This is a genomic window from Roseibium sp. MMSF_3544 (assembly GCF_030732845.1).
Lineage (GTDB): Bacteria > Pseudomonadota > Alphaproteobacteria > Rhizobiales > Stappiaceae > Roseibium.
This window is the reverse complement of sequence record NZ_JASHKA010000011.1, coordinates 179,641-192,861: the sequence shown is the minus strand read 5'-3', so window position 1 is coordinate 192,861 and position 13,221 is coordinate 179,641. Positions and strand designations below refer to the sequence as shown.

7 protein-coding genes are annotated in these 13,221 nt (G+C 59.0%); all 7 read left to right on the top strand.

Annotated features, from left to right (window positions below; all coding sequences use genetic code 11):
- Positions 1–124 precede the first annotated feature (124 nt).
- The 7 genes from RBB47_RS17495 to RBB47_RS17465 all read left to right on the top strand — a co-directional run bounded on the left by RBB47_RS17495 (position 125) and on the right by RBB47_RS17465 (position 13,170).
- A complete protein-coding gene (locus RBB47_RS17495) occupies positions 125–1,663 on the top strand; it encodes a trimethylamine methyltransferase family protein (RefSeq protein ID WP_305987145.1) in 1,539 nt (512 codons plus the stop codon).
- Positions 1,664–1,866: 203 nt separating this feature from the next.
- A complete protein-coding gene (locus RBB47_RS17490) occupies positions 1,867–3,051 on the top strand; it encodes an AGE family epimerase/isomerase (protein ID WP_305987144.1) in 1,185 nt (394 codons plus the stop codon).
- A gap of 141 nt (positions 3,052–3,192) precedes the next feature.
- Positions 3,193–4,104, top strand: a complete 912-nt coding sequence (gene folD / locus RBB47_RS17485) for a bifunctional methylenetetrahydrofolate dehydrogenase/methenyltetrahydrofolate cyclohydrolase FolD (RefSeq protein ID WP_305987143.1) — start codon at positions 3,193–3,195, stop codon at positions 4,102–4,104.
- A gap of 341 nt (positions 4,105–4,445) precedes the next feature.
- Positions 4,446–6,377 (top strand): autotransporter assembly complex family protein, encoded by a 1,932-nt coding sequence (locus RBB47_RS17480; protein WP_305987198.1) that lies wholly within the window; start codon positions 4,446–4,448, stop codon positions 6,375–6,377.
- A 155-nt stretch (positions 6,378–6,532) separates the two neighbouring features.
- A complete protein-coding gene (locus tag RBB47_RS17475) occupies positions 6,533–10,888 on the top strand; it encodes a translocation/assembly module TamB domain-containing protein (protein ID WP_305987142.1) in 4,356 nt (1,451 codons plus the stop codon).
- Positions 10,889–11,106: 218 nt separating this feature from the next.
- On the top strand, positions 11,107–11,454 hold the full coding sequence (locus RBB47_RS17470; protein ID WP_305987141.1) for a helix-turn-helix domain-containing protein: 348 nt from the start codon (positions 11,107–11,109) through the stop codon (positions 11,452–11,454).
- Positions 11,455–11,712: 258 nt separating this feature from the next.
- Positions 11,713–13,170 (top strand): NAD-dependent succinate-semialdehyde dehydrogenase, encoded by a 1,458-nt coding sequence (locus RBB47_RS17465; protein WP_305987140.1) that lies wholly within the window; start codon positions 11,713–11,715, stop codon positions 13,168–13,170.
- Positions 13,171–13,221: the final 51 nt, after the last annotated feature.

The following is a 13,221-nucleotide window of genomic DNA, read 5'->3' as shown; positions in this document are numbered from 1 at the left end:
GATAAAATCAATCAAGTAAGTGACATGACGCATTTATGGCAATGTGCGACGCATCTAGAGCCGGGTCGCACAAGCACCTGAACAAGACTACGCCAAACCAAAAAAACACCTTTGGAGCTGAATAATGTCAGACGCCGCACCGTCAGGCCGCCGAGGACGATCCGCACGCCGTGAACGCCGGCAGTCGGGTCCCACCGGTCAGGCCGTACCCTATATTTCCAGAAACATTCCGGTCTATGACGTTCTCAGCGAAGAAGGCGTTGAGAAGATCGAAGCCAATGCGGATCGCATACTTGCGGAAATCGGCCTTGAGTTCCGTGAAGATCCAGAGGTCCTGGCAATCTGGAAAAATGCAGGTGCGGATGTTGACGGCGAGCGTGTGCGGTTTCCGAAGGGAATGCTCCGCGAGATCCTGAAAACGGCTCCTTCGCAATTCACGCAACATGCGCGCAACCCTGCTCGCAACGTCGAGATCGGCGGCAACAATCTGGTCTTCGCACCGGTCTATGGCCCTCCCTTCGTTACCGACCTGGATCAGGGCCGACGCTATGGGACGATCGAGGACTTCCGCAATTTCGTGAAACTGGCCTACATGTCGCCCTGGCTCCATCATTCGGGAGGTACCGTTTGTGAGCCGGTCGATTTGCCGGTGAACAAACGCCACTTCGATATGGTCTATTCCCATATCAAGTATTCCGACAAACCGTTCATGGGCTCTGTCACAGCGCCGGAACGCGCGGAGGATTCGGTCAAAATGGCGCAGATCACGTTCGGCGAGGATTTCGTCGATCAGAACTGCGTCATGATCCAGCTGATCAACGCGAATTCGCCGCTCGTATTCGATGCGACCATGCTGGGTGCCCTGAAGGTTTATTCCCGCAGCAATCAGGCCTGCATCGTGTCGCCCTTTATTCTGGCAGGCGCGATGAGCCCGGTCACTGTTGCCGGTACGCTGTCGCAGGTTCTGGCGGAAGCCATGGCCGGCTGTGCACTGACCCAGCTTGTCCGTCCGGGGGCGCCGGTTGTCTTCGGTGCCTTTGTCAGCTCCATCTCCATGCAGTCAGGCGCACCGACCTTCGGCAGCCCCGAAGGCTCGTTGCTGCTCAATGGTGCCGCGAAACTCGCCCGGCGCCTCAATCTGCCCTTCCGTTCCGGCGGATCCTTCACGGCATCAAAACTGCCGGATGCGCAGTCGGCGCAGGAATCTGCTCAAACGATCCTTGCCACGACGCAATCGGGTGTGAACTTTGCACTGCACTCCGCCGGTTGGCTGGAGGGTGGCCTGTGTTCATCCTACGAGAAATTCGTTATGGACGCCGATCAGCTCGGCATGATGCACGTTCTGGCAAAGGGCATTGAGATCTCGGACGAGGCGCTTGCAATGGATGCATTGCAGGAAGTCGGTCCCGGCGGGCACTTCCTCGGCGCAGCGCATACGCAGCGCAACTTCGAGGCGGCCTTCTTCCGCTCAGCCATCGCCGACAACAACTCCTTCGAACAGTGGCTCGCCGATGGTGAACTCGATGCGGCACGCAGAGCCAATTCCAAGTGGAAGGAAATGCTCCGGTCATATCAGGGGCCGGAACTTGATCCGGCCATCGACGATGCTCTTCTGGCCTATATGGCGGAACGCAAGGCGTCCTTCCCGGACAGCAACGTCTGACCGATCGTCATGAGGTGCCCCACACGGAGCGGGGCACCTCATTCTGCCGCCGTCTATCCATAAACCTTCGCATCCTGCCGGCGTTTACGCATGGTCATGTTCTCTGATCAGTCCTGACACAAAGTGTGCCTGCGCTGCGCAATCGTCTTTTGAACACCAAGGATTTCTGTTACCGGTTCCCTCTCACGTATTCGAGGAACCCGATGGCACATCCGAACCAGACTTCCGGCACAGAGCCACTGCGTCCGTTCTCGGCGGAATTGACCCGTTGGCTTACGCAAAAGGCGCTTCCCATCTGGCTTGACCGCGGTGTTGACCTGTCCAGGGGCGAGTGCTTTGAGGCGATCGACCTCATCGACCGGACCGCGACCAAGGATCCGCGGCGCGCTCGCGTCGTTCCGCGTCAGATCTATTCGTTCCTTGAAGGCGCGCGCCTTGGGTGGGATGGCCCTGCGGAAAAGGTGGCGAGTGCCCTATTCGACTGGTTTCTCGAAAGGTATCTGACCAAGGCCGGTTATATCGCGTCAGCGGTCGACCTTGAAAACAGCATCTGTGACGACACTTTCGATCTTTACAATCAGTCCTTCGCGCTGTTTGGGTTTTCTCAGATCGCTGCTTGCATCCCTGAGAAGAAACAGGAGGCGGTCGATCAAGCGGCCAACCTGGTGAACTTCCTGTTCGAGAACTACAAACACAAGGAAGCCGGTTTCCGGGAAGCCAATCCGGACCGCGCCCCGCTCTGCTCCAATCCACACATGCACATGTTTGAAGCCTGTCTTGCCTGGGAGGAGACCTCTGACGATCCCGTCTGGACCGAACTTGCCGACGAAATCGCGGAACTGGCGCTGAACCGTTTCATTGACCCGGTCAGTGGCGGCCTCAGGGAATTTTTCGACCTGGACTGGACTCCGCTTCCCGGGGACAAGGGCCGAACGACGGAGCCTGGGCACCAGTTCGAATGGGCGTGGCTGCTCGCGAGGTGGGGCCGATCACGAAGCGATGCCGGCGCGCTGATCGCTGCCCGCCGCCTTTATGACATCGGCTGGACCTATGGCATTGACGAAAGCCGCGGTGTCACTTTCATGGCGCTGAACGATGATTTTTCGGTGAAGGACCCGATAGCCCGCCTGTGGGGGCAAACCGAATGGATCAAGGCCGCAATCGCGCTGACAGAAATGTCGAGCGGCGCGGAAAGAGACGCATATCTGACAGATATCCCGGCCGCCGTCAGTGCACTGCGCGTCTATCTCGACAAGGCGCCTGACGGTTTGTATCTGGACAAGATGGGGCCGGATGGAACGTTTGCCGACGAACCGGCACCGGCCAGTTCGCTCTACCACATCGTTTGTGCTGTTTCGGAACTGGACCGGTTTGCCGGCGGTTCCTGAGGTTCACCCCTCGGCGAACATGTCACAATGGCGAAACCAGAGTAGGAAACGACGCAATCTGCCTTTTTCATTTGCAACTTGCACCTTATAGCTTGTCGCCGAATTCGATCGAAATACCCCTACCAGCGACAAGGAGGCTGAATGCCCCAGGCCCAAATCATCGATGGCAAGGCCATTGCAGAATCTGTTCGGGATGAAATCACGCGACGCGCGGCCAAACTGCTCGAAACCAGTGGCAAACGCCCCGGCCTGGCTGTTGTCCTGGTGGGTGAAGACCCCGCTAGCCAGGTCTATGTCCGCAACAAGGACCGTGCTGCGGAGGCATGCGGCTTTCACTCCGTAAAGCACACGCTTTCAGCAGATGCGAGCGAAGCAGAAGTCCTCGCGCTTGTCGAACAGCTCAACAATGATCCCGACATTCACGGCATCCTTGTGCAGCTGCCACTTCCCGATCATATCGACGAAAGCAAGGTCCTGCGCCTGATCCGCCCAGAAAAGGACGTCGACGGTTTCCATCCGGTCAATGTCGGCCTCCTGACTGCCGGTGAACGCGACAGTGCGCTCGTGCCTTGCACGCCTGCCGGTAGCCTTGTCCTGCTGAAGCGCACGCTCGGCGACAGTCTTTCCGGCAAGACCGCCGTCGTTGTCGGGCGGTCGAACATTGTCGGCAAGCCAATGGCCAGCCTGTTGTTGCAGGAGAGCTGCACGGTCACGATCGCACACAGCCGGACCAGGGATCTTCCCGACGTTGTCCGTGCCGCGGATATCGTGGTGGCAGCTGTCGGGCGTCCGGAAATGGTCAAGGGTGACTGGATCAAGGACGGCGCAACGGTGATTGACGTCGGCATCAACCGGATCCCCGCGCCAGAGCGCGGCGAAGGCAAATCGCGGCTTGTTGGTGACGTTGCCTTCGACGAAGCGGTCGGCCATGCCGGTGCCATTACTCCGGTTCCCGGCGGCGTCGGCCCCATGACGATCGCAATGCTCATGGTCAACACGTTGACGGCGGCCCAACGGCTCATGGGCCTTCCGGAAGACGAGCCGCTTTTTTAGCCTTCGCAGGCACGTCTTGCATCTGCGCGCCGGCCAGTCCGGCGCGTTTGCTTTTGGTCGACAGAAGCGTGACCTCGGCGCATCACCGCTGCAGCATCAAGAGTTTCCGGCAAGCCCTTGACCCACCTTGGCTCTTGCTTTCAGCCCGGTGTCATGGTCTATCGAGATTCAGCAAGATTTAACCATGGCAGCCTAGTTTGGCTTACGTAGGGGCTGCGTAGCACTCTGACTGGCGCGCAAACACTATTAATGTGCACCAGTTGGACCAACCCGTCAGGCGGCAGTGAGTGAAGGGTCTACCGTCTTGCAAATCCGGCTTGTGCCGGACACCGCGCTTGCGCGTGAGGAGGAAGCTGGCTGGCCTTTTGGCGACCGGCCTTTTTGCTGTTTTTACTTTTCCCTTTGCCATCGGTTTCACAATCCTGTCGGTCACGACACTCACTTCACCCGCGAACGCGTTCGAAATTTTTGGCTGGCGTCCGTTCGGCGGGGAAGAAGAAGAGCAAGGCGAAGCTGTTCCCGATCCCCTGCCCTATGAGGCGGACCTTGCGGTTTCCACCGGCAACGAAGAACTGACCGGCGACATGAAGAGCGCGTCTCTTCTGATCCAGCAGCAAGACAAGCCACCGTCGGGTGAAGCGGGCCTGATCGCGCGCGCACTTTCCGACCGGGAACGCCTTGTGGCCAAGCTTTACGCGGACGGGCGCTATGGCGGCACCGTCTCGATCACCCTGGCAGGACTGCCGCTTGAGACGGCTCTGGAACAAAGCGACCTTCCGGATGCAAGGCCCGTCAAGGTATCCATCCTGATCAATCCGGGACCTTTGTTCACGTTCGGCAACGTTTCGGTTTCCTCAAGTGGTGGCGATCTGTCAACCGATCCATCCTTCTGGGGCCTTGCCCCGGGTGAAGCTGCAGAGTCAGGCAAGATCCTGTCTGCTGAAGGCAGGATGGTGTCGGTTTTGCGCGGCCGGGGTTATCCGAAGGCGAGGATCGCCGAACGCCGCATCACAGCCGATCACAGCACAAAAACGCTGGACGTTGCCCTGATTGCGGATGCCGGGCCGCAGGCGCGGTTCGGAACGGTCGCCGTCAGCGGCACAGAGGTCACCGATCCGGAATTCGTCAAACGGCAGGCCATGCTGCCGCAAGGTGGCATCTATTCTCCGGAAGACATTGCACGCGCCCGCAAGCGTCTCAACGACCTCGGGATCTTCTCATCTATTCGCTTCGTGGAAGGTGACATTGCCGGTCCCGACGGTTCCTTGCCGATCACGATCGAGGTCAGCGAGCGCAAGCGTCATGTCATCGGCGCCGGCGCATCCTGGTCCAGCACCGAAGGTTTCGGGGTCGAAGCTTATTGGCGGCGGCGAAACCTGTTCGGCCGCGGAGAGCTTTTGTCCGTCGAGGGCTCGATCGGGCGCATTGGAACCGAGAGCTTCGAGAACCAGGAATACTCCGCTAGGATCGCTTTTGAGAAGCCGGGCGTGTTTGGTCCATTGACGAGTTTTTCCACCAGCCTTGAAGCCCGTCAGGAAAACCCGGACGCTTATAAGAGCAGAACCATCACTTACAACGCGTTTTTGAACCGTGAATTCTCCGACACACTCAAAGGCCGTGCCGGTGCCGAGGTGTTTTTCGCGGACGAGGAAGACGCCTTTGGCGATGACCAGTATTTGCTGGTCGGGTTGCCAGCGGATCTCACATTCGACAACCGCGACGACAAGCTTGACCCGTCCAAGGGTGTGTTTGCAGCCCTGTTCGCCGAACCGGCCTACGATACGCTCAATTCGAATGCCATGGGTTTCGTGAAGGGAACGGTCTCAAGCTACTACGCTCTCGACGAGGCGAAGCGCTTCATTCTCGCTGGCAGGGTTTCCGCCGGCTCGATCTTTGCTCCCTCAGTTGAATCTGTCCCGGCCAGCAGACGCTTTATCGCCGGCGGTGGCGGATCGATCCGCGGCTACGCCTATCGCAATGTCGGGCCGCGAGTGAACGGGGAAGTTGTCGGCGGGCGCTCGCTTGTCGAGTTGTCGGGCGAAGTTCGCGTCCGGGTGACAGAGTCGATCGGAATTGTCGGTTTCGTGGATGCAGGCAATGCCTACGAGGACAGCATCCCGGACTTTTCCGAGGAACTCAAAATCGGTGTTGGAGCAGGTCTCAGGTATTTCACGCCGATTGGACCTCTACGTGTCGATGCTGCTATCCCGCTCGATCCGGGCCAGGATGATCCGGACTTTGCGCTTTATGTTGGCTTGAGCCAGGCATTTTGACGAAACCTGCAGTCTGTATCAGCATGCGAACGGCCTGAGCCTGCGGGTTTGGTCGACCAAAGGACGTCCAACTGAGGTCAAAATACGCTGTTAAGAACAAGCAATCACACGCGTTTCGAGTTGCCCTTATACCGGAATCTTGCACACGTAATTAAATGCGCTTTTTAAGTCTCGCCCTTCGGATCTTTGGATTCCTGATCGTAATAGCGATCGCAATTCCAGTGCTGATCATTGCAGCGCTGCAAGTTCCGTCCGGGCGAAACCTTGTTTCCAGCGTCGCCAGTTCGTTTGCGTCAAGCGATGCCCAGACGATCAAGATTGAAGGCCTTTACCTCAGTTTCGGTCTGAACGCAGCTGTTGAAAGCGTCACTTTGTCCGACAAGGAAGGCGAATGGTTCGAAGCCGAACAGATCGCCCTGGATTGGCACCCGCTGCATTTGTTGTCCGGCGATCTGGACCTTTCATCCTTCACCGCAGAACGCATAGACCTCAACCGGCTGCCGGCGCAGGACACGACAACAGACGCCACTGCTGAAGCGGAAGTGGAGACAACAGAAAGCTCAGGTGGGTTGTCGCTGCCGTTGAACGTTTCACTGCAAAGCCTGAAGCTGGACGAAATCAATCTCGGCGAGGCCCTTCTCGGCGAGCCGGTGTCGGTCACGGTCTCCGGTTCCGGCGCATTTGCGCTTGATCCAGCGCTTGTGACCGCTGCGCTGGATGTCCGGCGCGTTGACGGCATTGACGCACAACTTGCGGCGAACGCTGAATTTGAACCTGCGGCAGAAACGCTCGCCTTTGATCTTGCCTTGAACGAACCGCGCGGGGGACTGGCCGCGCGTTTGCTCGATGTTCCCGATCTGCCCGCGGTCAATCTGGACCTGAAAGGCAGCGGTCCGTTGACGGACTGGGCGGCCAACTTAAGTCTCGCCCTTGATGGCCGCACCACCGTGACTGGCTCCGCGAAACTCAAGGAAGAAGCTGCGGAACGCCAGCTTACCTTCGACCTCGACGGCGACCTGGAACCCCTTGCCCCACCCGAAGCGAAAGCCTTCCTGCTGGGCACCACGAACGCCTCGGGCACTGCAAGGTTTTCAACCGACTTTGCGCCACGGTCCGCCGACATCGTGCTGAACACACAGACCGTATCGCTCAACGCAAATGCAAGCCTTGCGGACGGCCCGATCAACGCCGCCGGTTCGCTGTCGGTCAGCGCAGGTGAAAATTCGCTCATCGCCGTCGATCTGACGGATCGGCGGATCGCCTTCGGACCGTTGAAGGCAGACTTTTCAGTCAGCGGCGACCGAAGTTCAGCCAACTGGTCTACAAAGCTCGATTTGGCGAGTTTGCAGACAACGGAGGCCAGGACCGGACAGATCGCACTAGAGGCGTCCGGACAAGGTGCCGACCTGACACCTGATGTTCTTACAACTCCCTTCAATCTGTCGCTTTCCGTTGCCGCTCTAGACGGCTTGACACCGCAGACCAAGCCGCTCTCCGGTGCTCTTTCACTGAAAGCGACAGGAAGCGCCGACGGAACAAGCAAGTCCGCAACAATCAATGATCTGGCGTTCAATTCGACTGCAGCAGCGCTGACATTGACAGATACGCTCGTCGCCACGGACAAGGTTTCAGGGCAAGGCCGGCTCTCGCTTTCAGATCTCAGCCAGTTTTCCGAACTGGCCCAACGGGACCTCGGCGGCAGCCTGTCGACGTCCTTTTCGACTGATCTCGATCCCTCCAGTCTCAACGGCACGGCAACGGCTGCGGTGTCGCTCCGCGATGTAAAGTCAGGCGTGGCGCAGGCCGACGCAATGCTGGCGGGAGACACGCAACTTGACGCCGTTGTTGAACTGGACGGTGCCGACGATATCACTTTGAAGAGCCTTTCCGTCAAAAGTGCCGCGCTCGAGGTAACCGGCAACGCGCATTTTCAATCTGCGTCGCTGCAATCCGACATCTCCGCAAGCCTTGCTGACCTCAGCAATCTGGACCCGCAGCTCGCCGGCGCGCTTACCCTGATCGCCAAGACATCAGGTCCGGTCGACGCCCTGGAAGTTGAAGCCGATGCCTCCTCCAAGCAGATCCTGCTTGCCGGTACGCCACTTGATGATCTTTCCTTTTCGGCCAAGGCGACAGCCGATGTTGAAGCCCCGAGTGCAATGATCAAGACCGCGGCGACGCTGAACGGCCAGCCGATTGCGGTTGACGTTGAACTGAAAAGCAAGGACGGCGGCGCCGATATCAACCCGCTGTCGGTCAAGCTCGCCGGAAACACGGTCACCGGTGCCCTTTTCCTTGCGGACCTGAACAACCCGATCGAGACGCTGAAAGGCGATCTCAAGATCGACGCGCCTGATCTTGCTTCGCTCTCACCACTGCTCCTGACCGAAATCGGCGGGCAGCTCCAGGGAACCATTCTGGCTGATCCGGACGCCAAGAAACTGGCCGTTGACGTGACCGGATCGAACATCGATGTGCCGTCTCTCAGCATAGGCAGCGTCAAACTGAAGGCCGATGTTGCCGCCCCTTTCACCCCGCAGACCGCTTCGGCTGACATCGAGCTCTCTGATCTCATTACCGACGCGACGCCGGTGCATGCCGTGAAGGTTCTGGCGAAACCCGACAATGGCGGCACAGCCGTCACCGCAGACGTCAAGATTGATCAGGGCAGTGAAGACGGATTGTCACTTGCAGCGCGAATTTCGCAGCCTGCCGCAGATGCTTACGACATCGATCTGTCTGCGCTTTCGATGCGTTACCAGGGGCTGTCAAGCCAGTTGCTCCAGCCGACAACCGTCTCGTATGCCGGTGGCGACGCCAGGATTGAGCCGCTTGAGCTCAAGCTCGGCAACGGATCGCTCGCGCTTTCCGGAACGGCCGGGCAGACTCTCGACCTTTCCGCCGATCTGAAATCCATCCCGCTAAATCTTGCGAATGCCTTTGTGCCTTCGCTTGGCCTTGGAGGCACCCTATCGGGGTCCATCAAGGCGCAGGGAAGTTCGTCGGCCCCCGAAGCAAGCTGGTCGATTTCCGGATCGGGGCTCACGGCGACCGAGCTCAAGAACAACGGTCTTTCGTCGCTCAGCTTACAGAGTTCGGGTACTTTGAAAGACAATCAGATAACGCAGACAACGTCGGCGAGCGATCCCAACGGCTTGAAGCTGACGGCCTCGGGCAACGTTGGTCTTGCCCAACCCAATCCGCTGTCAATCACCCTCGACGGTACCGTGCCGATTGCTGCCTTGAAACGCCCCCTGCTGGAGGCCGGCATTCGCGGCGAAGGCGCAATAGGCCTGAAAGGCAACGTCAGCGGTTCGGCGGCATCACCCGCTTACCAGATCACGGCCACACCGGCGGGGCTGAAAATCACTAGCCTGTCCACCGGCTTGACCATCCAGAATATCGCGGGCTCTGCTGCGGTGACCCAGGAACGCGCATCGCTCAATGCAATAACAGGCGAACTGGCGACCGGTGGCTCCCTGTCTGCAGCGGGAAGCGTCGGCATGAACGATGGCTTTCCTGCTGACCTTTCCCTGAAACTGAACCGAGGCCGCTATGTCGACCCCGGGCTGGTGACTGCCGAGGTGGACGCCGATATCAAGATCACCGGGCCCTTGGCTTCGACCTCCAGTTCCGCGCTGATTGGCGGCACCATCACGATCAACAAGGCGGATATTTCCATTCCGGAATATCTGCCGGGCGCAATTCCCCCTGTCGAAGTCCAGCATGTCAATGCCTCTCAAGCAATCCGTCAGCAGATCGCGGAACTCGGCGGTGAACCCAAGCAGTCGCAGGCCGAGCAAAAGTCGGTGCCTCCGCGGCTCGATATCCTGTTATCCGCCCCTGGCCGCATATTCATTCGCGGTCGCGGCCTTGATGCTGAACTTCAGGGAAATCTGAAAGTCGTCGGCACTACGGCTGATCCTCAGGCCATCGGCGCCTTTTCCCTCAAACGGGGCCAGTTGGACATCCTGACCCGGCGGCTGGTTTTTTCGCGCGGCAGCGCGACGTTCGACGGTTCGCTCACGCCGCTGATCGATTTTGCCGCCAATACGACGGTAAACGATACCACGATCACCGTGACCGTGAGCGGCTCAGCTGACGATCCGGAAATCGCCTTCAGCTCCTCCCCTGATTTGCCTCAGGACGAGGTTCTGGCCCTGCTTCTGTTCGGAAAAAGCGTCGGCAATCTGTCTGCAACACAGATCGCCAGCCTGGCCGCGGCAATCGCGACGCTGACCGGCGGCAGCGACAGCGGACCGCTGGCAACACTCCGCAAGTCGCTCGGACTGGATGCGATCGATATCAATACCGACGGTGAAGACGGTCCCTCCGTCGCCGTCGGAAAATACATCAACGACAATATCTATCTTGGTGTCGAACAAGGGACCGGTTCCGGCTCAAGCCGCGTCAAGGTCGACATCGATCTGGACAGGGGTTTGAAGGTCCGTGGCGAGGTCGGTGCCGACGGGTCCTCGAAAGCCGGTATCTTCTTCGAACGGGAATACTGAGCCGTCAAACAACGGCGTCATTTTTACCGAACGATTGGCTCATTTCCGCCGCGGTACACTCTCAATGCGACAAATTGCCCGGCGGCTGTTGCACTGCACAGGCGGATCATGCAAGTGTGCGCGCCATGACCCACTCATTCAGAAGATATGCACCGTCGCTACCGGCAGAAACCGTTCATTTGGTGACGGAAAGAGCCGGTCGAGACGGGAGTTCAATCATGTCGACGCGCAGCAGCGAATACACCCTTGGTGAGCGTATCTGCAAGGCGCGCGACGCGTCCGGCTTGTCGACCGCGCAGCTTGCGCGCCGGCTCGGAATCAAGACCGCGACCCTGCAAAGCTGGGAGAGCGACCGTTCGGAACCGCGTTCCAACAAGCTGGTTCTGCTTGCCGGTGTCCTGAATGTAAGCCCGACCTGGTTGCTTGTCGGACGCGGCACCCCGCCTGTTGCCGAAGAGAACCTCTCGGCCGATCTCGACAGCATGAAGGTCGCACTTGACCGTATCCAACGGCAGGCTCAGGCCTTGGCCGACGAAATCGAACAGCTTCAGGAACGGCTCAGCTAACAGCCAAGAGCTATCAACGAAGAGGCCATCGAACACAGCATTGTTCGATGGCCTCTTTCGTTTCTCTGTGCCCTCACCGCCTTTCCTGCAACTTCCGAATTGCGGTCAGCCAGCGACACCTTGGATCCCAGATGTGTCGGTGCGCACTTCTTGTGCAAAAGCGCTTGCCAGACCCTTTAGAGGCACTCTATCTCTTGTGGCAACGGTCCGGTTGTTTCTTCGGCCGCCTCTTTCACCCGACACTTCAGGGAGTGCTCCATGTCATTGAACACAGCGCTTATCAAGCAACAGGTTTACATCAACGGCGCCTGGGCTGACGCAGACAACGGCCAGACAATCGCAGTGGTCAATCCGGCAACCGGCGAGAGCGTGGGAACCGTCCCCTATTGCGGACGTCCTGAAACCGCGCGGGCGATTGCCGCCGCCGAAGCCGCCTTTCCGGCATGGAAGGCGCTGACCGCCGATGCCCGCGCCGACTACATGCACAAGCTTTGCGATGCCATCATGGACCAGGTGGACGATCTGGCCGTGTTGCTGACAACCGAAATGGGCAAGCCGCTTGCCGAGGCCAAGGGTGAAATCACGCTCGGCGTCAAATACATCAGGTTCTTTGCCGAGGAAGGCAAACGGATCTATGGCGACACAATACCCTCCCCCTGGGCCGACCGCCGCCTGCTCGTGACGAAGGAACCGGTTGGCGTCGTTGCCTCCATCACGCCCTGGAACTTCCCAAATTCCATGATCGCGCGAAAGCTTGGTGCCGCTCTTGCGACCGGCTGCACGATGGTGATGAAACCGGCCGAGTTCACACCTTACTCTGCCCTGATCTTCGGCATCATGGCGGACAAGGTTGGTCTTCCGGCTGGCGTGATCAACATCCTCACGGGTGATGCGCCGGCAATTGGTGAGGAGATGTGCGAAAACCCGACCGTGCGCAAGATCACCTTCACGGGTTCAACGCGCGTCGGCAAGCTGCTGGCTGCAAATGCAGGCAAGAACATGAAGAAAGTCTCGATGGAACTGGGCGGCAACGCCCCCTTCATCGTCTTCGACGACGCCGATCTCGACCGCGCTGTTACCGGCGCCATTGCCAGCAAGTTCCGGAACTCCGGCCAGACCTGTGTCTGCGCCAACAGGATCTATGTCCAGGCCGGTGTCTACGACGCGTTTGCCGAAAAGCTGAAGGCCGCCATGGCGGAGCAGCTCAACGTCGGCAACGGGCTGGAGTCCGGCGTCACGCAGGGCCCGCTGATCAACGAGGCAGCGGTGGAGAAAGTCGCAGCGCACGTGCAGGATGCCCTTTCCAAAGGTGGTGCTCTTGTGACAGGCGGCAGCCGGCCGGACGGCGCCGGGACCTTTTACGAGCCGACTCTCATCACGGGAGCCAGCCCTGAAATGAAGGTCGCGCACGAGGAAACCTTTGGACCGCTCGCTGCTCTCTTCAGGTTCGAGACCGAAGACGAGGCAATCCAACTCGCAAACGACACCGAATACGGTCTTGCCTGTTATTTCTATGCGCAGGATCTTGGCCGTTGTTTCCGGGTCATGGAAGCACTTCAATATGGCCTTGTCGGTGTCAACGAAGGTGTCATCACCACCGAAGTCGCGCCTTTCGGCGGCTTCAAGGAAAGCGGCATTGGCAACGAGGGCTCCAAATACGGCCTCGATGACTATCTGAACATCAAATACAGCTGCCTGGGCGGTCTGGGTATGTAAATCAATCACTGGAAGTGGGCGGTCGGCGACAAGAGCCGCCCGCTATTCCGG

Bases quoted from the DNA above. Each gene is read 5' to 3' on its own strand.
- folD (WP_305987143.1), top strand. From the start codon at position 3,193: ATGCCCCAGGCCCAAATCATCGATGGCAAGGCCATTGCAGAATCTGTT.
- RBB47_RS17475 (WP_305987142.1), top strand. From the start codon at position 6,533: ATGCGCTTTTTAAGTCTCGCCCTTCGGATCTTTGGATTCCTGATCGTA.
- RBB47_RS17490 (WP_305987144.1), top strand. From the start codon at position 1,867: ATGGCACATCCGAACCAGACTTCCGGCACAGAGCCACTGCGTCCGTTC.
- RBB47_RS17465 (WP_305987140.1), top strand. From the start codon at position 11,713: ATGTCATTGAACACAGCGCTTATCAAGCAACAGGTTTACATCAACGGC.
- RBB47_RS17470 (WP_305987141.1), top strand. From the start codon at position 11,107: ATGTCGACGCGCAGCAGCGAATACACCCTTGGTGAGCGTATCTGCAAG.
- RBB47_RS17495 (WP_305987145.1), top strand. From the start codon at position 125: ATGTCAGACGCCGCACCGTCAGGCCGCCGAGGACGATCCGCACGCCGT.